This is a genomic window from Mesorhizobium sp. UC74_2 (genome assembly GCF_042701485.1).
Taxonomy (GTDB): Bacteria; Pseudomonadota; Alphaproteobacteria; order Rhizobiales; family Rhizobiaceae; genus Mesorhizobium.
In genome coordinates this window covers 835,284-858,001 of the sequence record NZ_CP170562.1, presented here as the reverse complement: position 1 = coordinate 858,001, position 22,718 = coordinate 835,284, and the positions used below count along the sequence as shown (strand labels likewise).

Here is a 22,718-nt window from a genome sequence, read left to right as displayed (position 1 = left end):
ACGTCGCTGTTAAGCGATTCACGACAAAGCGCTTTTTCAGACGGCGGGTTGTGGAAAGATTTAACGAATTATTTTTTTGCGCGTGGCTTCGCGGTGGTGGCTGAAGCGGGTTTCTCGGTCTTGGCGGCGGCCGAGCCGCCAAGCTGCGCTTCCAGTGCTTCGACACGCGCCGCCAGCCTGGCGTTTTCCTCGCGTGCTTTGGTCGCCATCTCGCGCACCGCCTCGAATTCCTCGCGCTGCACGATCTCCATGGAGTTCAGCAACCGCTCGGCCTGCGCGCGGAAGGCGGTTTCCACCTCGCGGCGCACGCCTTGCGCGGCTCCCGCTGCATCGGTCACCAGCTTGGCGAATTCATCGAGGATGCGGTTCGGTCCGGTCGACATGGCAAAACCCCTGTTAGCTGATTTGACCTAATGAGCCGCATGCCAGAATGCAAGGTTGCTCCGCCTTGACCCCGCCAAAAGCCTGGCCCATGGTCCGCGCCTCAAAGCATGATGCCGAAAAGTTGCCGACTTTTCGAATAAGATCGTGCGGCAAAACAAAGAGATAGAGCGGAACGGCGATACAACGTCGCATTCCGCTTTAACACGATCCGCATGGGAGATTTCCTTGAGCGACCTGCTGCCGCTGGCTGCCCTTTCTTTTCCGAACATCGATCCGGTCATCTTCCAGATCGGCCCGTTCTTCGGTTTCGGACCCTTGAAAGTGCATTGGTACGGCGTCGCCTATGTCGTCGGCATCCTGTTTGCCTGGTGGTATGCCAAGCGCCTCATCACCAACACCAGGCTGTGGCCGGACGGCAAGCTGCCGATGAAGCCCATCGACATCGACGACTTTGTCGTCTGGGCCGCAGTCGGCATCGTCGCCGGCGGCCGGCTTGGTTATGTGCTCTTCTACAATTTCCCGCGCTACTTCAACAATCCGATCGAGATCTTCTACCTCCAGGACGGCGGCATGTCCTTCCACGGCGGCATCACCGGCACCATACTGGCGATGTATTTCTTCGCCCGCTCGCGCGGCATCCATGTCTGGTCGCTGTTCGACGTGGTGGCCGCGGGCGTGCCTGTCGGCCTGGGCCTCGGCCGGCTTGCCAATTTCATCAACTCCGAGCTTTGGGGACGGCTTACCACAGTGCCCTGGGCGGTCGAGTTTCCGAACGGCGGCCCCTTCGCCCGCCATCCCAGCCAGATCTACGAGGCGTTGCTCGAAGGCCTCGTGCTCTTTCTGGTGCTGCGCTTCCTGACCCATTCGCGACTGAAACTGATGACGCCGCGTTTCGTCTCGGGCGCTTTCGTCGCCGGCTATGGCCTGTCGCGCATATTCGTCGAATTCTTCCGTGAGCCCGACCAGCAGCTCGGCTATCTTTTCGGCGGCTGGCTCACCATGGGCATGGTGCTGTCAGCGCCGATGGTTCTCATCGGCCTCTGGTGCATGGCGTCAGCCAGGCCGGTCACGCATACGCAGCCGGCATGAGCGGCCTGAAACGCCGCATCATCGAGGTGATCACGACGGTCGGGCCTATCCCTGCCAGCGAATACATGGCGCTTTGCCTGTTCGATCCCGAGGCGGGTTATTATACGACGCGCGAACCCTTCGGCAGAGGCGGTGACTTCATCACCGCACCGGAGGTCAGCCAGATGTTCGGCGAACTGGTGGCGGTCTGGTGCTACGAGGCCTGGCGCGCCATCGGCTCGCCAATGCCCGTTACGTTGGCCGAAATCGGACCGGGCCGCGGCACCTTGATGAAGGACATGCTGCGCACGCTGCAGCGCCTCGATCCGGTTTTTGCCACGGGGGCCTCGATCGCCCTCATCGAGACCAGCCCACGCCTGCGCGAAGTCCAGAAGAACACGCTGAACGGAATGGCCGCCGGTGTCGAATGGCATGAAACGACTGCGACCTTGCTCGATCAGCCGCTCTTGATCGTCGGCAACGAGTTGTTCGACGCCGTTCCGGTACGGCAATTCGTGCGAACCGCCGATGGCTGGCGCGAACGCATGGTTGGGCTGGACGCCACCGGTGAGCTCGCTTTTTTTGCCGGTGCGGCCTCACTTGATCCCGCGCTGTTGCCACGCGATGCCGAGGGTGCGCTCAACGGTGCCATTGTTGAACTCGCCCCGGCACGTTCAGCCTTGATGCAGGCGATCGCCGACCGCGTCGCAGCACATGGCGGCGCAGGCCTTTTCTTCGACTATGGTCATCTGAAGCCCGGCGTCGGCGACACCTTGCAGGCTTTGCGCAACCACCAATACGAGGATGTGCTTGCCAGCCCCGGTGACGCCGATCTCACCGCGCATGTCGATTTCGCTGCCCTTGCTGCCTCGGCCCGGACTGCCGGCCTGCGCGCCGATTGCAGGACACAGGGCTCGTTCCTGCTTGCCATGGGGCTGCTCGAACGCGCGGGGCACCTCGGCGCCAACGCAGACGAGGCGACCCGCGAGCGCCTGGCCGGCGAAGTCGAGCGCCTTGCCGGACCACGGGCGATGGGCGAGCTGTTCAAGGTACTGGCCATCGCTCCAGAGCAGATCGTGCTGCCGGTGTTCCGCGACCGCGACGGCTAAGGGGCATGGGCAAGATGCAGACGATGCAGGAAACCGAACTCGACGCATTGAAGGCGATCATCCTTGCGCGTTTCCCAGACCTGACCGCATCGCGCTTCAGCCTGCTCACCCAGGGCTGGGATTCAATCGCGGTCGATGTCGACGACCGGTTGATCTTCAAATTCCCGCGCAACGAGATCGCGGAAAAGTCGCTGATCAGGGAAATCAGCCTTCTCGACGTGATCCGCCCTGCCGTCACCATGCCGGTTCCCGACATCCGGCTGGTCGATGCTCCCCGGACCTTCTCGTGCCATCAGAAGTTGAAAGGCAGCTACCTGGAGACACCTCACTATGCCCGCCTGCCCGACGAAGCGCGCGCGGACCTGGCGCAGCGTCTGGCGCGTTTCTACGTCGACCTGCACGGCCTCGACATGGATATGATGCGTGCGGCCGGCGCCGGCCCGGTCGAAACCTGGTCGCAACCCGACGAAGTCCGCGACAAGGCGCTGCCATTTCTGTCGGGTGAATTGAAAACGCAGGCCGAGCGGATCATCGCATCCTGGGCCGATCTACCGCCGGATCCCTACGGCGAGACCTATGGCTTCTTCGACGGCCACGGCTGGAACATGGCTTTCGATCACGAGAACAACCGCCTGAGCGGTGTCTATGATTTCGCCGATTCCGGCTTCGGACCGCTGCACCGGGACTTCATCTATTCGAACTTCATTTCCACCGACCTGACCGAACGCATCATCTCCAGCTACGAAGCGCTTTCGGGTTGCCAACTCGAGCGAAAGCGTGTCGAGGTGCTGACCGGTGCGCATCGTCTGTGGGAATTGGCGGAGGCTGTGGATGACGCAGCACGGGTTCCCTTCATGATCGACCATTTCGCGCACTGGGCAGCCGCATTGCGCTGACCTGTCAGCCAAGCATGCCTCCAATCCCGATTGACTTCAGGCCCCGCCCTGTCCCACTGTCCGCGCTCCGAACCGTCGGCGCGGCGCCCAGACGAATCCAGACCTGACGAAGACAAGACAGACATGTTGAACGAGACGAAGCCGGAGCCGATCCGCTCTCCGATGCTCGAAAAGGCGGCGGCGCAAGGCATCCGCCATGGCTATTTCACCCGCGTCGGCGGTGTCTCCAGCGGTATCTATCGCGGTCTCAACATCGGCGCGGGCTCGCAGGACGACCCCGAACTGGTGCGCGAGAATCGTCGCCGTGTCGCCGACTGGATGGGCGTATCCGCCACGCATCTCCTGAGCGCCCACCAGATCCACTCGCCCGACGTCGTCGTTGCGCGCGCGCCCTTCGACGGAGAGCGGCCCAAGGTTGACGCCATCGTTACCGACCGGCCCGGCATCGCCATTGCCGCGACGACCGCGGATTGCGGACCGGTGCTGTTCGCCGATTCCAGCGCCCGCGTCGTCGGCGCCGCCCATGCCGGCTGGAAAGGCGCCTTCACTGGTGTTCTCGAAAATACCATCGCTGCCATGGAGGGCCTGGGCGCCAGGCGCGAAAACATCGTCGCCGTGCTCGGCCCTTCGATCAGCCCGCGCAATTATGAGGTTGGGCCGGAGTTCGTTGCCCGCTTCGTCGAGGCAGATGCCGGCAACGAGCGTTATTTCGTGCCGTCGGGCAAGGCCGGCCACGCGATGTTCGACCTCAACCGCTATACGACAGACCGGTTGAGACAGGCTGGCGTTATCGCCGATGCACTCGACCGCTGCACTTATGCGGAAGAAGACCTTTTCTTTTCCTATCGCCGCACCGTCCACCGCAACGAGGCGGATTACGGGCGCCAGTTGTCGGCGATCGTGCTGGAGGACAATGGCTGATGGCACTGCATTTCGAACGCTCCGAATTCGACGCCCGCCGCGACCGGCTGATGATTGAGATGGCCGAGAAGAAGCTCGACGCCATCCTGCTGTTCGCACAGGAAAGCATGTACTGGCTGACCGGATACGACACGTTCGGCTTCTGCTTCTTCCAGTGCCTGGTGGTAAAGGCCGACGGCTCGATGGTGCTGCTGACCCGCTCAGCCGACCTGCGGCAGGCCCGTCATACCTCGACCATCGACAACATCGTGGTCTGGATGGATCGGGCCGACGCCAATCCGGCAATCGACCTGCGCAATCTTTTGAACGATCTCGACCTGCTCGGCGCACGCATCGGCGTCGAATACGATACCCACGGCCTCACCGCCTACAACGGTCGTCGGCTGGATGAGCAATTGCAGACCTTCGGCCAGATCGCGGATGCTTCCGGCATCGTCGGCCGTCTGCGCCTGTTCAAGAGTCCGGCCGAGATCGCCAAGGCCGAAAAGGCTGCCGCATTGAGCGACGACGCCCTGGACGCGGCCTTGCCGCTGATCAAGCAAGGCGGCGACGAGGCCCAGGTCCTGGCTGCCATGCAAGGCGCTGTCTTTGCTGGTGGCGGCGACTATCCCGCCAACGAATTCATCATCGGCTCAGGCGCCGACGCACTTCTGTGCCGCTACAAGGCGGGCCGCCGCAAGCTCACCAAGAACGACCAGCTCACACTGGAATGGGCCGGCGTCTTCCATCACTATCATGCGCCGATGATGCGCACGGTCCTTACCGGCAAGGTCTCCAAGCGCCACCAGGAACTGTTCGATGCCTCCCGCGCCGCACTGCTGGCGGTCGAAAAGGCGATGACGCCCGGCAGCAGCTTCGGCGATGTCTTCGACGCCCATGCCCGCACCCTGGAAACGCACGGGCTGACCCGTCACAGGCTCAATGCCTGCGGTTATTCGGTTGGCGCCCGCTTTACCCCGTCCTGGATGGACATGCCGATGTTCTACCAGGGCAATCCCGAGCCGATCGCTCCCAACATGACGTTGTTTGCGCACATGATCATCATGGATTCCGAAACGGAGACCGCGATGACGCTCGGACGCACCTATCTCACCACCGAATCGCAGCCGAAGCCGCTCTCGCGCCATGATCTCGACTTGATCGTGCGCTGAATCGATGCCGGGAAGGGCATTTGTTCGTCGCCGAGGAGTTCGTCAGTCGATGAGGCGATCATGCCTGACCATCGCGCCATTGCTTGTTGCCGTGGCGCTGTCGGCCTGCAACAGGGCCAGTGACGCCCTGCAGCCTGCCCCCACCGCGCAAGCGACGACGCAACCTGCACCGGGCTCACCCACCGCAGCGGCCTCCGCGCAAGCTGGCACGCCCGCGAACCCGATCGCCGGGGCGGCAGTGCCCGCCGCTGCCGGAGTGACCACGCCTGCACCAACGCCGGCACAGGCCGCCGCCATCCTCGGCAAGGCCCGGCTGCAGATTGCCCCGATCGTCGGAGCCTCGGTGGAAGCGGCCACGCCCCTCACCCAGCGCCTCGCCGCACGCGCCAAGGAAAGCGGCATCACGCTCGCCGGCAGCACCGGCCAGGGTGCCACCCACGTGCTGAAGGGCTATTTTTCAACCATTTCCGAGGGCAAGGACACCACCGTCATCTACGTCTGGGACGTCTATGACCCAGCGGGCACCCGTCTGCATCGCATCAACGGCCAACAGAAAGCACCGACCGTCGGCGGCGCAGAAGGCTGGGCGGCCGTGCCGCCAGCCACCATGCAGGCGATTGCCGACCAGACCATCGCCCAATTGACCAACTGGCTGGCTGGCCGCCCCGCCGGCTGATCCTGGAGCGTTTCCGTTTTTCTTGGAAACGCTCTGATTTTTTGTTGAGGCAAGTCCAGGCGCAAACCACTACGCACATTTGCTGCTATTGCTCCGGGAATCTAGCCGGCTAGAGCGCTGACAACCCTTCCCCTGGGTTAAACCTTTGTTGGGATTCAGCTGCGGATTCGTCAATACGGTGCTTGCAATACCAGCACGGCTGGTTAAAAGCCCCCTTAAACTCCACCACCAGGTACGGTGCATGAAACTCTTCGCGGGCAATTCCAACAGGGTGCTGGCCGAAGCGGTCGCCCGCTATCTCAACATCCCGTTGGGCAAGGCTAGTGTCCGGCGCTTCGCCGACCAGGAGATCTTCGTCGAGATCCAGGAAAATGTGCGCGGCGAGGATGTCTTCATCCTGCAGTCGACTTCCTATCCGACCAACGATCATCTGATGGAACTGCTCATCATGATCGACGCCTTCATGCGCTCGTCGGCAAGGCGCATCACGGCGGTCATCCCCTATTTCGGCTATGCCCGGCAGGATCGTCGTGCCTCCGGCCGCACGCCGATCTCAGCCAAGCTGGTCGCCAACATGATCGCCCGCGCCGGGGCTGATCGAGTGCTCACGCTCGACCTGCATGCCGGCCAGATCCAGGGTTTCTTCGACATCCCGACCGACAACCTCTTCGCGGTGCCGGTGATGGCGCGCGACGTGAAGGCAAAATACAAGCAGCTCGGCAATGTCATGGTCGTTTCGCCGGACGTCGGCGGCGTCGTACGCGCCCGTGCACTTGCCAAGCGCATCGATGCCCAGCTCGCCATCGTCGACAAGCGCCGCGAACGGCCGGGTGAATCGGAAGTGATGAACGTCATCGGCGACGTGCGCGGCAAGGACTGCCTGCTGATCGACGATATCGTCGATTCCGGCGGCACGCTGTGCAATGCGGCCGATGCCCTGCTCGCCAACGGCGCCACCAGCGTCACGGCATATATCACCCACGGCGTGCTTTCGGGCGGCGCGGTGGCCCGCATCACCGGCTCCAAGCTGCAGGAACTGGTCATCACAGACTCGATCCAGCCGACCCAGGCCGTCATCGACGCACACAATGTCCGCGTCATCTCGATCGGCGACCTGATGGGCGAAGCCATCTCGCGCACCGCCACGGAAGAGTCGGTTTCGAGCTTGTTCGACTAGCTTTCAGACGCTCTGCTTATCGCAACAGCCCGTCCAGCAACGGCAAACTGATCAGCGCCGAAAGCGCGATCAGGCCGAAACACAGCCTGCGGAAGGTCTGCTCGCTGGCAATGCCGAACATATGCGCGCCGAGCCACAGCCCAAGTCCATAGGCAGGTGCCGCGACGATAGCCAATGCAACGATCGGTGCGGTGATCAGGCCACCCCAGAGATAGCTGACGGCGGTGATCGCTGAGGAAACGGCGAAATAGAAGATGATATTGGCCCGGACCGTGTTGCTGGCAAAGCCGCCGCCCAGCCAATAGGCCACCACTGGCGGCCCGCCAACCTGCGCCGCGCCGGAGAAAATGCCTGATATCGCCCCAACCGCGATGGTGAGATAGGCCTTGGGGCGACCGTGATAGCGCCAGCCCGACATCAGAAGCAGCAGAAGCGCAACGACGACGACGATGATCGACCAGCGGATCGTCAGCGGGTCGAGGTTTGCCAGCGCATAGGTGCCGAGCGGTACGCCGACCACCGCTCCAAGCGCCATGACCAGGACATTGGTCTTGTCGGCCAGCCGCCATGCTCCTGGCACAAAACCGGCGGCCATCACGCCGTCCACCACCAGCAACAGCGGCGCCGCAATCTTGGGACCAACTACGGAACTCGCCAGCGGCACGAAGATGAGCGCCGCACCGAAGCCGGAAAAGCCACGCGCCAGTCCCGCGATCAACGCGATCGCGACGATGGCGAACAGAGCCTGGTTCGAAGTGCCGGCGAGGAGGGAAGCGGACATTTTGAGCGAAAATACGAAGATGGTTGCCTGATCTTCGTATCCTCCCCTTTCGCCGATGGATAGGACCCAGAACATTGCAGCCTATGGCGCACCGCAAGCGGGACGTCTGATGATGACTGCTCGCCTTACCCAGCCTCGCGCGCACCTCTCAGATACCCGCGCGGCGAGATGCCCAGCATGCGCTTGAACATGGTGGTGAAGGCCGGCACGCTGTCATAACCGAGATCGAGCGCAACGCGCGTCACCGGCTCGCCGTCGGTGAGGCGCGGCAAGGCAGCGAGCAGCAGCGCCTGCTGGCGCCAGGTCGACAGCGACAATCCCGTCTCGCGGTGGAACACGCGGGTGAAGGTGCGTCGGCTCATGCCGACGGTCTCGGCCCAGTCGTCGATGATGGCGTGCGGCGACGGCTCGGCGACAAAGCGCCGACACAATGCCGCGATGCGTGGATCATGCGGGAACGGCAGACCGAGCGGCCGCTCCTCCATGGCTGGTATCTCATGCAGAAGCAGTGCCATCAGAAGAGCGGCGCGCTCGCTTGGCGGCTCGTCGGTCGGCAGCGTAACCGCCTCGATGATCAGGCTGCGCATCAGGTCGCTGACGCCGACGACGCGCAGGTTCGTCGGCAGGCCGGCAACCGAGTCGGGCGCGACATAGACCGAGCGCATCGAGACGTTGCCTTGCATCTCCACCGCATGCTTGATCCCGGCCGGGATCCACATGGCATGGTCGGGCGGAACCATCCAGCGGCCGAAATGCGTCTTCACCAGAACCACCCCGGTCAGGGCATGCAGAAGCTGGCTGCGGTTGTGACGATGGTCAGGGACGGTGTAGCCGTCCGGATATTCCGACGGCAGCGCAATCACAAGGTCCCTGGCGTGGTCCAGCCATTCCAGCCGCTCGCGGTGGCGGCGATGCAGATCGGTGACCGGCATTTCCAGATAGGAGACACTCGTCGGCATGGTTTGGCCCACTTGCGTAATAAATGGACCAAACCACGAAAGAAGCAGCGCAGCAACAGGATTATAAGCGCCTCCGCGGCGGCAAATTGCCGTCAGCGACAAGGGTGCGGCTCGATTCAAGCCAGGACGCGCCGGAGATGGTTGGCTTTCACGGCCGCGACGCGGCAGCACGCGTTTGAGCACGCGAGCACCGGAAGCGCGGAAAGCAGCCATTCGCAGGCCGGCCTCGCTCGAATATCAGCGCGCCGTAGCAAGGAGCATGATCTTGACCGATACCGCAGCGACAGCCGGTCGCGCGACGACCGCGGCGACCACCACAGCTTTCACCGTCATCCTGGCGGTAAGCTTCGGCCACTTCATCAACGACATTATGCAGTCGCTGCTTTCGGCCATCTACCCGCTCCTCAAGGACAACTACAGCCTCGATTTCTGGCAGATCGGCCTTCTGACCTTTACCTTCCAGGTCACCGCCTCGCTATTGCAGCCGGTGGTCGGCATCATCACCGACAAGCGACCGATGCCGTTCTCCCTGCCCTGGGGCATGGCCTCCTCGCTGCTCGGCCTGATCGTCCTCGCCTATGCCGGCCATTATTGGCTGCTTTTGCTCGGCGCTTCGCTGATCGGCATCGGCTCGTCGATCTTCCATCCTGAATCCTCGCGCATCGCCAGGCTGGCGTCCGGCGGCAAGCATGGACTTGCCCAGTCGCTGTTCCAGGTGGGCGGCAATTTCGGCCAGGCAATGGGCCCGCTTGCCGCGGCCTTCATCGTCGTGCCGTTCGGCCAGACCAGCATCTCCTGTTTGCCATCGGCTCGCTGATCGGCATCATCGTGCTCTGGCAGGTCGGCAACTGGTACATCCGCTACCGCAAGGCGACCGGCAACCGGCCGGCGGCGGTGCATGTCTCGCCCTTCTCGCGTGGCCGGGTTACCCGGTCGCTGGTGATCCTGACGGTGCTGGTGCTCTCCAAGAACGCCTACATTGCCAGCCTGTCCAGCTACTACACCTTCTACACCATCGAGAAGTTCGGCGTTTCCGTGCAGATGTCACAGGTGCTGCTGTTCGCCTTCCTCGGCTCGTCCGCGCTCGGCATCCTGCTCGGCGGACCGTTCGGTGACCGTTACGGCCAGAAGGCGATGATCTGGTTCTCGATTGTCGGCGTGCTGCCATTCACCCTGATCCTGCCCTACGCCAACCTGGAATGGACGGTGATCCTCACCATCCTGATCGGCCTGATCCTGTCGTCGGCCTTCTCCAACATTGTCGTGTTCGCACAGGAACTGGTGCCGGGCCGCGTCGGCATGATCGCCGGCATCTTCTTCGGCTTCGCCTTCGGCATGGGCGGCATCGCCGCCGCCATCCTCGGCGTGGTGGCGGATGCCAAGGGCATCGACTTCGTCTACCAGATCTGTTCGTACCTGCCCCTGCTCGGGCTGCTCACCATCTTCCTGCCCAACATGAAGGAAGCGAAGAAGGCCGCCAAGGCGGCATAAGCCGGGAGCAAACCAGCGAAGGCGGCCAAGCTTGCGCGTTTGGCCGCCTTCCGCTATAGAGCCGCCACCCGCGTAGACACCCTTGGAGGCAACGCGGACGAGGGCCGCGGATTTCGCGGCTTTCGACATTTTCGGAACCCGGCTTGCCGGAGACCGGGAATGCTCCAGCAACGCGAAAGGAAATACCATGAGCCACGATACTTACGAGCTCAAGGCCGAGTCGCGCGAACAGGTCGGTAAGGGGTCCGCCCGTGCAGTTCGCCGCGAAGGCAAAGTGCCTGCAGTTATCTATGGCGACAAGCAGCCCCCTCTGGCTATCGCCCTGTCCTACAAGGACGTCTTCTACAAGATCCATGGCGGTGGTTTCCTGACCACGGTCGCCACGATCGACGTCGACGGCAAGAAGATCCAGGTCCTGCCGAAGGACTATCAGCTTGATCCGGTCAAGGACTTCCCGATGCATGTCGACTTCCTGCGGGTCGGCAAGAACACCGAAGTCAACGTCGAGGTTCCGGTTCACTTCATCAATGAAGAGAAGTCGCCCGGCATCAAGCGCGGCGGCGTGCTCAACATCGTTCGCCACGAGGTGGAATTCCACTGCCCGGCCAACGCGATCCCGGAATTCATCGAGGTCGATCTGGCTGGCGCCAACATCGGCGACTCGATCCACATTTCGGCGGTCAAGCTGCCGGCTGGCGTTAAGCCGGTCATTTCCGACCGCGACTTCACCATCGCCACCATCGCCGGCTCGGCCGCGATGAAGCCGGAGACCGAGGAAGCGGAAGCTGCCCCGGCCGCTGCGGAAGCCGGCGAAGAGAAGTAATTTTCGCAGCCCGGGAGGGCCGTCACCATGCTTCTGTTTGCTGGTCTCGGCAATCCCGGCGCGAAATATGCCAACAACCGGCACAATGTCGGTTTCATGGCGGCGGACGCTATCGCCCGCCGCCATTCCTTTTCGCCCTGGTCGAAGAAATTCCAGGCCGAGATCGCCGAAGGCAGGATCGGTGGCGAAAAGATACTGCTCATCAAGCCGCTGACCTTCATGAACCTTTCCGGCCAGGCTGTCGGCGAGGCGCTGCGCTTCTATAAGCTCGACGCTACGGCAGTGACCGTGTTCTACGACGAGATCGAGCTGCCGGCCGGCAAGATACGGGTCAAGATCGGCGGCGGCTCCGCCGGCCATAACGGCATCCGCTCGCTCGACCAGCATATCGGCAACAACTACCGGCGCGTGCGCATCGGCGTCGGTCATCCAGGCGCCAAGGAAATGGTGCACGGTCACGTGCTGGGCGACTTCTCTAAGGCCGACCAGGAGTGGCTGGACGTGTTGCTGGACAGCATGGCCGATAGCGCCGACCTGATCGCCAGAGGCGACGACAACTCCTTCATGAACCGGGTGACGCTGGCTCTGCGCGACAAGTTGCAGCCGACCGGCCCGGACGACACGCCTCCGGCCAAGGCGCCCAAACAGGCGACCCCACCCAAGGCGCAAAGCCACATCCGCCAGGCGAGGCCGCAGCAGCCCGCCGTCAAGGTCCCTGAAAACGGACCGATGGCGGCGATGCTGAAGAAGCTGCTCGGCAACAAGGATTGAGCATCCGCCAAGACATCGGCGGCGCTTCATGCGATGAAGGGCATGCACTGTCCTAGGCAACCGCGAGGCGCCTGCCATGCAAACCCGAACCGCAACTTGTTCCTGCGGGCAGCTGAGCATCAAGGTCAACAATCCGCCGCTCGGCGCCGGTATCTGCCACTGCTTCGCTTGCCAGCGCCGTACCGGCAGCGTCTTCGCCGCGCTTGCCGCCTTTGCCCCGCCCTACAGGACAACTGGCACCGCTACGGAATATCTACGCGTCGGCGACGGGGGTTCGCACTATCTGTTCAGGTTCTGCCCGGTCTGCGGCACCAGCCTGTTCCACACAGAGAAGGGCGCCGAAGCCATGTACGTGGCCGTGGCGATCGGCTGTTTCGCCGATCCGGATTTCCCGCCGCCGGAGGACTCCGTCTACGACTGCCGGCGCCATTCGTGGGTCGCCCTGCCCGAGGGAACCAAGGCCTACGAAAAGAATCCCGACTGACGGCAGCAGCAATGCCGCTTGCGACGCCGAAAGACTTGACGATCCAAGGCCGTTTCGCCCATAGCCCTGAACAAAATTCGCACTCCCGATAGGACCACATCATCATGGGTTTCAAATGCGGCATCGTTGGGCTGCCCAACGTCGGCAAGTCCACGCTGTTCAACGCGCTGACACGCACCGCGGCGGCCCAGGCGGCCAACTATCCTTTCTGCACGATCGAGCCGAACACCGGCGAAGTGGCGGTGCCGGATCCGCGCCTGAAGAAGATCGCGGAGATTGCCAAGTCGAAAGAGATCATCCCGACCCGCATTTCCTTCGTCGACATCGCCGGCCTGGTGCGCGGTGCCTCGAAGGGCGAGGGCCTCGGCAACCAGTTCCTCGCCAACATCCGCGAGGTCGACGCCATCGTGCATGTGCTGCGCTGCTTCGAGGATGACGACATTACGCACGTCGAAGGCCGCATCAACCCGGTGGCGGATGCCGACACGGTCGAGACCGAACTGATGCTGTCCGATCTGGAGAGCCTGGAGCGCCGCATCGTCAATGTGCGCAAGCGCGCCCAGGCCAAGGACAAGGAATCGATGACCGTCCTGCCGGTGATGGAACAGGCGCTGGCGCTGCTGCAGGATGGCAAGCCCTGCCGCGTCCTGCTGAAGGGCATCGCTGCCGAGGACCTGAAGATCCTGCAGGATCTCAACCTGCTCACCGCCCATCCGGTTCTCTATGTCTGCAACGTTGCCGAGGCAGAGGCTGCGACCGGAAACGAGCACACCAGGGCGGTCGAAGCGATGGCGGCGTCCCAGGGCGCCTCCACCGTCATCATCTCGGCCGCCATCGAGGCCGAGGTCGCCCAGCTCCCCGACGGCGAGCAGAAGGAGTTCCTGGAAGCGATGGGGCTGCACGAGCCAGGTCTCGACCGGCTGATCCGCGCCGGCTACGAGCTTTTGCACCTGATCACCTATTTCACCGCCGGTCCCAAGGAGACGCGTGCCTGGACAATCGAGCGCGGCACCAAGGCACCAGGCGCTGCCGGCGTCATCCACACCGATTTTGAGCGTGGTTTCATCCGCGCGCAGACCATCGCCTATGATGATTTCGTATCGCTGGGCGGCGAAGTGGCGGCGAAGGAAGCCGGCAAGGCACGCGACGAAGGCAAGGAATATGTCGTGCAGGACGGCGACGTCATGCTGTTCAAATTCAACACCTGATCGTCCGGGTGACATGAACCCGACGGGGCAACGCAGTAGGTGAGCGATGATTTCGGCGGTAACCCGACATATGCGCATCCTGCAGCCGGCCCCCGACGTGTATGCTTTCTACGATGGGCGCGTCGAGGGCCAGCGATTTGCCGACCACCCGAACTGGGTGGACGACGGGGCGCTTTCGCTCGGCGTCGCCAGCTATGCACTGGTCAGCGATGACGAAGCGCTGGTCTACGACACGCATGTCTCGCTCGACCATGCGGCGTTGATCCGCTCCACCCTTGAAGCCAAGGGGGTGAAAAGATTCACCGTCGTGCTCAGCCACTGGCATCTCGATCATGTTGCCGGCACCGGCGTTTTTGATGACTGCGCCGTCATCGCCAATCGGCGCACCGCAGCTCATCTCGAGCGACAGAAGGGTGACATCGAGGCCGGGACGCTCGAAGGCCCGCCCGCGATTTCACCGCTGGTGCTGCCGACCACCTTATTCGACGGCGAGATGACGCTTACGATCGGCAGACACGAAGTCAGGCTGATCGAACTCAACATACACAGCGATGACGCGACGGTGCTGTGGCTGCCGCAGACGCGGTTGCTTCTTGCCGGCGACACGCTTGAAGACACCGTCACCTATGTCGGCGAACCGCAGCATTTCGCGCAGCATCTTGTCGATCTGGAGCGACTTCGTTTGCTGCATCCCGCAGCGATACTGCCCAATCACGGCGCTCCCGAAGTGATTGCCGCCGGCGGCTATCCCGATACGTTGATCGATGCCACGGCTGCCTACGTCAAAGGCCTTTTGCGCTGCGTCGAGGCCCCCCGCCTGCGTTCGTTGAGCCTGCGCGAATTCATCGCGCCGGAACTGGAAGCGGGCTGGGTTCACTATTTCGAGCCCTACGAAGCCGTCCACGAGAAAAACATCGCGACAACGCTGGCACTCGCCGCGTCTTCGACAGGCTCGTGAAACATCTCCGGTCAAGAGCGTGAACATGAACGCCCTCCCCTTGTCATTGCCATTTCCGGAGCTCATCCGTGACTACCGCGCGCGCCAACAGACCATCGGCCTCTCTGATGCCGGTGTCTTCAAGCTGCAGGCGGCAGGTAAGCCAGACCTGTTCCTCAAGTGCGACGAGATCGGTCAATTCGCCGAAGTACCGGCCGAAGCAGAGCGCCTGCGCTGGCTTGCGGCTCAGGGGATATCTTGCCCCAAGGTTCTGGCATTTGAGGCGCATGCCGACCGCAACTGGCTTTTGATGAGCGCCATGCCAGGCAAAGATCTGGAATCGGCCGGCCCCCTGCCCGCCGAAAAGACCATCACTGTAATGGCCAATGCCCTGCGGACCCTGCATGCGCTCGATGTTCGCTTCTGCCCGTTCGACCACAGCCTAGATCGACGCATTGCCGACGCCAGGGCGCGTGTGGAGGCCGGGCTGATCGACGAAGAGGATTTCGACGGCGAACGTCTGGGCCGCTCCGCACCGGATGTATTCGCGGACCTCATCGCTTTACGCCCTGCAAGCGAGGAATTTGTCGTCACCCACGGCGATGCCTGCCTGCCGAATTTCATGGTCGATAGCGGCCGCTTCTCCGGTTTCATAGATTGTGGCCGGCTCGGCATTGCCGACCGCTGTCAGGATCTTGCGCTGGCCTGCCGAAGCATCCGCGACGATTTCGGCGAGGAATGGATCGCGCCTTTTCTCGCCTTGTATGGGAAACCAGACGCCGATCCGGCGAAACTTTCGTACTACCAGCTGCTCGACGAGTTTTTCTGAACCGATTGCATGGGTGACGGCAACACATTCGCGGCATCGCCCAGACCTCTCTCCATTTGCAACTTGACGCCGCCCGGCCCCGGGTCTATCGCGCCTTTGCGCCGGCTGGATTTCTCCCCTCGGCGCCGCCATGAGCCTGTGCCCTTGGGGCCTCATATCGTTTCCAGCATGGAGACCACGCGATGATCAAAGCCTTCGTCGTGGACAATGACCGCCTGCGCCTCGCCGACGACCTCGAGCAGAACCGCGACGCGATCGTCTGGGTCGATCTGCTCAATCCCACCAAGGAAGAAGAAGCTGTCATCGAGGCGGTGTTCGCCATCGCCGTGCCGACGCGCGAGGAGATGGAGGAGATCGAGATTTCCAGCCGCCTCTATGTCGAGGACGGCGGATATTTCATGACCGCCAACCTGCCCTCCCAGACTGAAGGCGAGAAGCCGGAAATGTCGCCGGTAACCTTCGTTCTGGCGGCGAAGCGTCTGATCACGGTGCGGTATCATGAGCCGCGCGCTTTCAAGACCTTTCCGCTGCGTGCCGAAAAGGTGGCCACCGGCTGCACCAGCGCGGACACCATCCTGATCGGCTTGCTCGAGGCGATCGTCGACCGCCTCGCTGACATCCTGGAGAAGGCCGGCCGCGACATCGAGACGATCTCGCGCGACATCTTCGAAGCGACGGCGACCAAAGCCTCGCGCCGCGACCGCGACTTCCAGGAGCTGCTGAAGAGCATCGGTCGCAAGGAGGATCTTGCGTCCAGCGTGCGCGACAGCCTGACCTCGCTGCAGCGGGTGGCGGGTTTCCTCACCCATGCCGCCACGCAGACCAAGATGGGCAAGGACACCCGTGCCCGCATCAAGACGCTGGCGCGCGATGTTCTGTCGCTCGCCGACCATGCTACGTTTCTGTCGCAGAAGATCAGCTTCCTGCTTGATGCCACGCTCGGCATGATCTCGATCGAGCAGAACGCCATCATCAAGATCTTCTCGGTCGCAGCCGTCATTTTCCTGCCGCCGACGCTGGTGGCCTCCATCTATGGCATGAATTTCGAACTCATGCCGGAGTTGAAATGGGCGGTCGGCTATCCGTTCGCAATCGGCCTCATGATCGTCTCGGCGATCTTGCCCTATCTCTACTTCCGCCGGCGCGGTTGGCTTTAAATGGGTAAAGCGCTGAACCAGGACGGGTGCTGGTCTTGCGGGAAAGCACCGCCACGGTCAAAATAATCGTACAAGTTTGAACGAGGTTGCATGATGACCGCCAAGAAATGGGCCTATGAGGATTTCGAGGAAGGCGCCATCCTTGATCTCGGCACCAAGAAGGTGACGGCAGCGGAGATCATCGAATTCGCGTCCGAATTCGACTTCCAGCCCATGCATCTCGACGAGGAAGCTGGCAAGGCCAGCCTGCTTGGCGGCCTCTCCGCTTCCGGCTGGCACACCTGCTGCATGTTCATGCGCATGCTGTGCGACGCCTTCCTGCTGGAATCAACTTCGCAGGGAGCGCCAGGCGTCGACCAGGTCAATGGAAGAAGCCGGTGCTTGCCGGCGATACGCTGACCGGCCGCACCACGGTGCTTGCCAAGCGCCTGTCCAAGTCGAAACCAAGGCTCGGTTTCGTCAGCATGCGCGCGGAGCTGTTCAACCAGCGCAACGAGGCGGTTTTCGAACTGGAAAACACCGGCATGTTCCTGACCCGCGCGGGAGGCGAAGCATGACGCTCGACGAGTATTTCGGCATCGGAGTCACCGTAACGCTTGGCTCTCACACGTTCGAACCGGAGGCGATCAAAGCCTTCGCCCGCAAGTTCGACCCGCAGGTCTTCCATGTCGATGAAGAGGCCGCCAGGAAAAGCCTGCTCGGCGGTTTGTGCGCTTCAGGATGGCACACGGCCTCGACCTGGATGAAATACAATCTGAAGACGCCGAAGCGGCCCGATATCGCCTGGGATGGCCCCGGTCCGGAACCGGAATACGGCCCCTCGCCCGGTTTCCGCAATCTCAAATGGCTGAAACCGGTATTCGCGGGCGAAACGGTCACCTTCACACGCACCGGCCTTGCTCACCGCGCATTGGCCTCGCGACCAGGCTGGCGGTTGCTGACCATCTTGTGCGAGGCCTTCGATTCCACCGGCGACAAGGTGATCGAGTTCGAAAGCTCCGTACTGGTGAAGGCGGAATAAGCCTTACAAAACCCGAGCATTGCCATCGATCCTGACAGCAGGGTGTCAGGATCGCTGCGCTATTGGGTCGGCCCTCGATAGGGAGCGAGGTTCGCCGTAGCGGCGGATCCGGTTTGGGAGATACGGCCGATGGATGCCAGCGCCTTGTGGCTCTACTTCGTTCTGTTGGTCGGCATCATCGTCGTGCCCGGCATGGACATGCTGTTTGTGTTGGCCAATGCGCTCACCGGGGGACGGCAGGCAGGTGTTGCAGCAACCGCCGGCATCATGATTGGCGGCATCTGCCACACCATCTTCGGCACGATCTTCGTGACCGGCCTGTCCACGTTGCTGCCGGTGGTGGCGCCAGCGATGATGGTGGCCGGCTCGCTCTACATGATGTGGATCGGCTTCACGCTGTCCCGCAGCGCGATTTCTGTCGACAGGGTCGAGGCAGCAGCGGTCCGTCCGCTCGGTACCATCCTTGCTCAGGGCGTGCTTACCTGCGTGCTCAACCCCAAGGCCTGGTTGTTCGTGCTGGCTGTCTACCCGCAATTCATGAAACCGATCTACGGCCCGATCTGGCTGCAGGCGCTGATCATGGGCACCATGACCATCACCGTGCAGATGGCCGTCTATGGCGGGCTGGCGCTCGCTGCCTTGCGCGGCCGCGATGCACTGACTGAAAATCACGCGGCAACCGTTTGGATCGGCCGCGGCGCCGGTCTGCTGCTGATCGCCGTCGCTGCCTTCACGCTGTTTCGAGCAATCAAGGGGATGTGAAATCCGCCTTTGCCGGGCAAGACAGCGCCTGCGGGAAAGTGGGCCTCTCAATGCCCGTCGAAGGCGATCAGCGTGCGCACCGGCACGTCGAGTGCTTCGAGCTTCTTGCGCCCGCCGAGATCCGGCAGATCGATAACAAAGCAGGCCGCTACAATGTCGGCCCCGATCTGGCGCAGCAGCTTCACCGCCGCTTCCGCCGTGCCCCCCGTGGCAATCAGATCGTCGACCAGGATCACCTTCTCGCCTGGCGCAACACCGTCCTTGTGCATCTCCATCTCGTCGAGCCCATATTCCAGGCTGTACGCGACGCGCACGGTCTCGTGCGGTAGCTTGCCCTTCTTGCGGATCGGCACGAAGCCGGCCGAGAGCTGGTGCGCGATGGCACCGCCCAGGATGAAGCCGCGTGCCTCGATGCCGGCGATCTTCTCTACCTTCTGGCCGGCATAGGGATGAACCAGCTCATCGATGGCCCGCCGAAAGGCGCGCGCATTGCCAAGCAGCGTGGTGATGTCGCGAAACAGGACGCCTGGTTTCGGGTAGTCCGGGATGGTGCGGATGGCGGAAAGCAGCGTCTCTTCGATCGATGACATCAAGAATCCATTCCCTGTTCCGCCAATCGATAGAGCAATTCCAGCAAAAGTGTGTAGCGGTTTTGCGTCGGGAACTGCGTAAAAAATTGGAGCGTTTCAGCCTTCCGTGAAAACGGAAACGCTCTAGAGCAATTCCAGGAAAAGTGTGAAACGGTTTTCCGTCTGGAATTGCGCAAAAACAAAGAGGTAGAGCGCTTCCGCGTTTCCGTGAAAAACGGAAACGCTCTAGCGGCTGCGGCAGGCAAAGAAAAGCCGGAAACCGACATAGATGCGACTTCCGGCGCACGACTGCAGGCGTCTACGCCGGCAACGTATCGGTCTCGGCCACCCGCTCATCGTCCGGTTCCGGCGCCGCCTTGAGCAGGATGGCAACGATGCCGGCGGCGATCATGAAGGTACCAACCACCCATAGTCCCGCTTTCGGATTGCCCGTCAGGTCGGTGAGCCAGCCGGTCACATAAGGACCGACGAACCCGGCGAGGTTGCCGAGTGAATTGATGAGGGCGATGCCACCGGCTGCTGCGGCTCCCGTCAGGAACCGTGTTGGAAGCGCCCAGAAGGTCGGCAGTGCCGAACAGATGCCTATGGCGCAGATCGTCACCGCGATCATCGTGGTGAAAGGCGACTGCATGTAGAGCGCGACCGGAATGGCTATGCCGCCAACGATGGCCGGAATGGCCACGTGCCACACCCGCTCGCCGGTGCTGTCGCCGTGGCGTGCCCACAGATACATGGCGATCGCGCCAAACGCATAAGGGATCGCGACGATGAAGCCCTGTTCGATGATCGAATACTCGGTGTTGAACGCCTGCTTGAAGCCGGCGATGATCGTCGGCAGGAAGAAGCCGACCGCATAGAGCCCGTAGACGACGCCGAAATAGACGAAGGCCAGCGCCAGGATACGAGGCTGCGTCAGCGCCTTTCTGAGCGGATAGTGGTAGCGCTGGCTCGTCTGCGCATGCTCCGTGTCCATCTCGTTCTGCAGCCAGTTGCGTTCTTCCGCCGTCAGCCAGGCGGCGTCCTGCGGCTTGTCGGTGAGATAGAACCAGCAAAGTACGCCGATCAGGATGGCCGGCAGACCTTCGACCAGGAACATGAAGCGCCAGCCATCGAGCCCGAACACCAGTCCGTGACCGACCGAGATCAGCCATGCGGACAACGGTGAGCCGATCACCGACGACACCGGTATCGCAATCATGAACAGTGCGACCGCTCGCGCGCGCTCCCGCTTGGGAAACCAGAACGTCAGATAAAGAATGATGCCGGGAAAGAAGCCGGCTTCGGCGATGCCGAGCAGGAAACGCAGGCCATACATGGACAGCGCATTTGGCACGAAGGCCATCAGCGAGGCGACGATGCCCCAGCTCACCATGATTCGCGCGATCCAGCGCCGCGCCCCCACCTTGTGCAGGATAAGATTGCTGGGCACTTCAAGCAGCAGATAGCCGATGAAGAAGATGCCTGAGGCAAGCCCGAAGGCAGCCTTGTCGAAGCCCAGCGCATCGTTCATGCCGTGCGGTGCGGCAAAGCCGATATTGGTGCGATCAAGATAATTGATGAAATAAAGCAGGCCGAGAAACGGCATCAACCGCCAGGCAACTTTTCGAACGACGCGCTCGCGCATGCCGGAATCAGCGGCAGTCGAGTGAGATGGACCAGCCACGGCTTTCCTCCCTAACGACGCCCCCCGGCCGCAACGTAAACATGCGCATGTGGAGGTGTCTATCAGGCAGGCGACTTATCCAGAAAAGCCGAAGGGGACAGCACAGGCCCCCCTCCTCCATCTCGTTCCCGCAGCGATGTCAGCCCGTCTCACATGCCCAGGTCGGACCGCAATTCGGCCTTGGCTGCAGCATATTCGGTCTCGAATTCCGCATTGTGCTGCAGGTTGGAGGCAATCACCGCGCCAGAGATCCGCCCCATCTCGATATCGGAAGGATAGTGAATCCCGGCGACGACCCGATTGTGACCATACTCCCAAGCCCGTGCCATGATCTCGGTACGCTTCTCAGGAACCATGTCCGAAAGGACGATCCCCATCATGGTACCAAGGGTCGTGTGGCCTGATGGCCAGGAACCCGAGGTCGACGGCTTGACGATAGGCTTGACCAGATCGCTCAGCATGTGCGGACGGGGGCGTTTCCAGACATCCTTGGCTGGATCGACGACGGCACCTTCGGTCGCCACGACCCGTTCAAAGAAAGCATCGAGCTTCGGCAACGCTTCCTTGGTGAACTTCGGCCCCATGACGTCGGTAAAACGCCAGACATTTTCTTCGGCGTCAGCCTTGGCCCGCGCTTCCATTTCGGGAGTACGCGTGAGCTGCAGCGTCAAGACCTCGGCGAGCTCCGCCTTGGTTGCGGCGGAATCGTTGGCCGGTGGCGGCGGCAGAATCGCGGTCAGATCGACATCGGCATTGGTGATGAAAGGCTTGGCGTCCTCAGCCTGACCGGTAGTGGTCAGGACAAGAAGGAGAAAGCCGGCGAGGAAGCTCGTTTTGCGCATGGGGACCATCCTGTCGAGTGGGATGGTGGAGCTTCTTCCCATGCGGTGACAGGCATGTGACGCAACTCGCAAACAAAAGGGCCGGCCTGAACGAACAGGCCGACCCTTTTTGAACAGCGTATGACGTCGCTTAGTGCGCGACGTTCGACCAGACCTTGCGCTTGGTCAGATACATCAGCACCGCAAACAGCAGCAGGAAGACGATGACACGGAAGCCGGTCTTCTTGCGATCTTCCAGCTTCGGCTCGGCCGCCCACATCAGGAACGCGGTGACGTCTTCCGAGTACTGCTCGACTGTCTGCGCCGTACCGTCGTCATAAGTCACCTGGTCGGACGAAATCGGCTTCGGCATCTTCAGCGACACACCCGCATTGAAATACGGATTGTAGTGGGTGCCTTCCGGTATCTTCATGCCCGCCGGCGGCTGCTCGTCATAGCCGTTGAGCAGCGCATGGATATAGTCCGGCCCGCTTTCGGCATATTGTGTGAAGATGTCGATGACGAACTGCGGGAACCCGCGCGTCAGACCGCGCGCCTTGGCGAGCAGCGACATGTCCGGCGGAACCGCACCGCCATTGGCTGCCGCGGCGGCCTGGTCGTTCGGATAGGGCGAAGGGAAATGGTCGGACGGCAGACCGGGACGCTCGAACATCTCGCCGGCGTCGTTCGGGCCATCCTGCACGGTGTAGCTGGCGGCCAGTGCCTTCACCTGCGCCTCGGAATAACCGAGGTCCGAAAGCGTGCGGAAAGCCACCAGCTTCATCGAATGGCAGGCCGAGCACACTTCCTTGTAGACCTTGAGGCCACGTTGCAGCTGTGCCTTGTCGTAGGTACCGAACGGCCCTGCGAAGGTCCACTTCATTTCCTTCGGTTCATGGATCGGGAAATGGGTCGGGTTGGCCGCGTGCGAGGCCTCACCTGCCTTACCGGCTTCCTCGGCGTAGGCGGCCGCGCCGACGAGCAGTGCGGAAACCGCAGCCAGCGAAATGAGAATCTTCTTCATACCAATATCCCCTCG

23 protein-coding genes and 2 pseudogenes are annotated in these 22,718 nt (G+C 62.2%); 18 read left to right on the top strand and 7 right to left on the bottom strand.

Annotated elements, in window-relative coordinates:
- Nucleotides 1–68 precede the first annotated feature (68 nt).
- A complete protein-coding gene (locus tag ACFJIU_RS03990; RefSeq protein ID WP_379067701.1) occupies nucleotides 69–383 on the bottom strand; it encodes an accessory factor UbiK family protein in 315 nt (104 codons plus the stop codon).
- 235 nt (nucleotides 384–618) lie between these two features.
- Here ACFJIU_RS03990 and lgt point away from each other — a divergent pair, with 235 nt between their 5' ends.
- From lgt to ACFJIU_RS03955, 7 genes are all read left to right on the top strand, one after another.
- Complete coding sequence (gene lgt, locus ACFJIU_RS03985) at nucleotides 619–1,473, top strand: prolipoprotein diacylglyceryl transferase (protein WP_379072947.1); 855 nt, start codon at nucleotides 619–621, stop codon at nucleotides 1,471–1,473.
- Entirely contained in the window at nucleotides 1,470–2,561 is a 1,092-nt protein-coding gene (locus ACFJIU_RS03980) for a class I SAM-dependent methyltransferase (protein WP_379067698.1), read from the top strand. Before lgt ends, ACFJIU_RS03980 begins: the two co-directional genes overlap by 4 nt.
- Nucleotides 2,562–2,566: 5 nt before the next feature.
- The gene (locus tag ACFJIU_RS03975) at nucleotides 2,567–3,457 is read left to right on the top strand and encodes a phosphotransferase family protein (protein ID WP_379067695.1); all 891 of its coding nucleotides are present in this window, start codon (nucleotides 2,567–2,569) and stop codon (nucleotides 3,455–3,457) included.
- Between the two features lie 123 nt (nucleotides 3,458–3,580).
- Nucleotides 3,581–4,378, top strand: coding sequence for a peptidoglycan editing factor PgeF (gene pgeF / locus ACFJIU_RS03970; RefSeq protein ID WP_379067693.1), 798 nt, complete (start codon nucleotides 3,581–3,583; stop codon nucleotides 4,376–4,378).
- Nucleotides 4,378–5,529 carry a M24 family metallopeptidase gene (locus ACFJIU_RS03965; RefSeq protein ID WP_379067691.1) on the top strand — a complete coding sequence of 384 codons (1,152 nt, stop codon included), beginning with the start codon at nucleotides 4,378–4,380 and terminating at the stop codon, nucleotides 5,527–5,529. The genes pgeF and ACFJIU_RS03965 overlap by 1 nt, the downstream gene beginning before the upstream one ends.
- A gap of 49 nt (nucleotides 5,530–5,578) precedes the next feature.
- Nucleotides 5,579–6,205 carry a hypothetical protein gene (locus ACFJIU_RS03960; RefSeq protein ID WP_379067689.1) on the top strand — a complete coding sequence of 209 codons (627 nt, stop codon included), beginning with the start codon at nucleotides 5,579–5,581 and terminating at the stop codon, nucleotides 6,203–6,205.
- Between the two features lie 241 nt (nucleotides 6,206–6,446).
- Nucleotides 6,447–7,382: a ribose-phosphate pyrophosphokinase gene (locus tag ACFJIU_RS03955; RefSeq protein ID WP_129413832.1), complete on the top strand. Its 936-nt coding sequence runs from the start codon at nucleotides 6,447–6,449 to the stop codon at nucleotides 7,380–7,382.
- A gap of 16 nt (nucleotides 7,383–7,398) precedes the next feature.
- Here ACFJIU_RS03955 and ACFJIU_RS03950 read toward each other — a convergent pair whose 3' ends face one another.
- Both ACFJIU_RS03950 and ACFJIU_RS03945 read right to left on the bottom strand, forming a co-directional pair.
- On the bottom strand, nucleotides 7,399–8,163 hold the full coding sequence (locus ACFJIU_RS03950) for a sulfite exporter TauE/SafE family protein (RefSeq protein WP_379067687.1): 765 nt from the start codon (nucleotides 8,161–8,163) through the stop codon (nucleotides 7,399–7,401).
- Between the two features lie 125 nt (nucleotides 8,164–8,288).
- On the bottom strand, nucleotides 8,289–9,122 hold the full coding sequence (locus tag ACFJIU_RS03945) for an AraC family transcriptional regulator (RefSeq protein WP_379067685.1): 834 nt from the start codon (nucleotides 9,120–9,122) through the stop codon (nucleotides 8,289–8,291).
- Between the two features lie 265 nt (nucleotides 9,123–9,387).
- Here ACFJIU_RS03945 and ACFJIU_RS03940 point away from each other — a divergent pair.
- The 11 genes and pseudogenes from ACFJIU_RS03940 (at nucleotide 9,388) to ACFJIU_RS03890 (ending at nucleotide 18,605) form a co-directional block, all read left to right on the top strand.
- Nucleotides 9,388–10,613, top strand: a pseudogene (locus ACFJIU_RS03940) (MFS transporter).
- A gap of 187 nt (nucleotides 10,614–10,800) precedes the next feature.
- A complete protein-coding gene (locus ACFJIU_RS03935) occupies nucleotides 10,801–11,436 on the top strand; it encodes a 50S ribosomal protein L25/general stress protein Ctc (protein ID WP_379067683.1) in 636 nt (211 codons plus the stop codon).
- 27 nt (nucleotides 11,437–11,463) lie between these two features.
- The gene (gene pth / locus ACFJIU_RS03930; protein WP_379067681.1) at nucleotides 11,464–12,207 is read left to right on the top strand and encodes an aminoacyl-tRNA hydrolase; all 744 of its coding nucleotides are present in this window, start codon (nucleotides 11,464–11,466) and stop codon (nucleotides 12,205–12,207) included.
- A gap of 76 nt (nucleotides 12,208–12,283) precedes the next feature.
- Complete coding sequence (locus ACFJIU_RS03925) at nucleotides 12,284–12,691, top strand: GFA family protein (RefSeq protein WP_379067679.1); 408 nt, start codon at nucleotides 12,284–12,286, stop codon at nucleotides 12,689–12,691.
- 104 nt (nucleotides 12,692–12,795) lie between these two features.
- Complete coding sequence (ychF, locus tag ACFJIU_RS03920; RefSeq protein WP_379067677.1) at nucleotides 12,796–13,899, top strand: redox-regulated ATPase YchF; 1,104 nt, start codon at nucleotides 12,796–12,798, stop codon at nucleotides 13,897–13,899.
- A gap of 46 nt (nucleotides 13,900–13,945) precedes the next feature.
- On the top strand, nucleotides 13,946–14,857 hold the full coding sequence (locus ACFJIU_RS03915) for an MBL fold metallo-hydrolase (protein ID WP_379067675.1): 912 nt from the start codon (nucleotides 13,946–13,948) through the stop codon (nucleotides 14,855–14,857).
- 25 nt (nucleotides 14,858–14,882) lie between these two features.
- Complete coding sequence (locus tag ACFJIU_RS03910; protein ID WP_379067673.1) at nucleotides 14,883–15,665, top strand: APH(3')-II family aminoglycoside O-phosphotransferase; 783 nt, start codon at nucleotides 14,883–14,885, stop codon at nucleotides 15,663–15,665.
- A 182-nt stretch (nucleotides 15,666–15,847) separates the two neighbouring features.
- A complete protein-coding gene (gene corA / locus ACFJIU_RS03905; protein ID WP_379067671.1) occupies nucleotides 15,848–16,822 on the top strand; it encodes a magnesium/cobalt transporter CorA in 975 nt (324 codons plus the stop codon).
- Between the two features lie 93 nt (nucleotides 16,823–16,915).
- Nucleotides 16,916–17,379, top strand: a pseudogene (locus ACFJIU_RS03900) (MaoC family dehydratase).
- Nucleotides 17,376–17,843 carry a MaoC family dehydratase gene (locus ACFJIU_RS03895; protein ID WP_129413817.1) on the top strand — a complete coding sequence of 156 codons (468 nt, stop codon included), beginning with the start codon at nucleotides 17,376–17,378 and terminating at the stop codon, nucleotides 17,841–17,843. The pseudogene ACFJIU_RS03900 and the gene ACFJIU_RS03895 overlap by 4 nt, the downstream one beginning before the upstream one ends.
- A 129-nt stretch (nucleotides 17,844–17,972) precedes the next feature.
- Entirely contained in the window at nucleotides 17,973–18,605 is a 633-nt protein-coding gene (locus ACFJIU_RS03890; protein ID WP_379067669.1) for a LysE family translocator, read from the top strand.
- A 47-nt stretch (nucleotides 18,606–18,652) separates the two neighbouring features.
- Here the strand turns inward: ACFJIU_RS03890 and ACFJIU_RS03885 are convergent, their stop codons facing one another.
- From ACFJIU_RS03885 to ACFJIU_RS03870, 4 genes are all read right to left on the bottom strand, one after another.
- Complete coding sequence (locus ACFJIU_RS03885; RefSeq protein ID WP_379067667.1) at nucleotides 18,653–19,195, bottom strand: adenine phosphoribosyltransferase; 543 nt, start codon at nucleotides 19,193–19,195, stop codon at nucleotides 18,653–18,655.
- 298 nt (nucleotides 19,196–19,493) lie between these two features.
- Nucleotides 19,494–20,858, bottom strand: a complete 1,365-nt coding sequence (locus tag ACFJIU_RS03880) for an MFS transporter (RefSeq protein ID WP_379067665.1) — start codon at nucleotides 20,856–20,858, stop codon at nucleotides 19,494–19,496.
- A 149-nt stretch (nucleotides 20,859–21,007) separates the two neighbouring features.
- Nucleotides 21,008–21,700 (bottom strand): phosphatase PAP2 family protein, encoded by a 693-nt coding sequence (locus ACFJIU_RS03875; RefSeq protein ID WP_379067663.1) that lies wholly within the window; start codon nucleotides 21,698–21,700, stop codon nucleotides 21,008–21,010.
- Between the two features lie 130 nt (nucleotides 21,701–21,830).
- Nucleotides 21,831–22,703, bottom strand: a complete 873-nt coding sequence (locus tag ACFJIU_RS03870; protein WP_379067661.1) for a cytochrome c1 — start codon at nucleotides 22,701–22,703, stop codon at nucleotides 21,831–21,833.
- Between the last annotated feature and the right edge of the window lie 15 nt (nucleotides 22,704–22,718).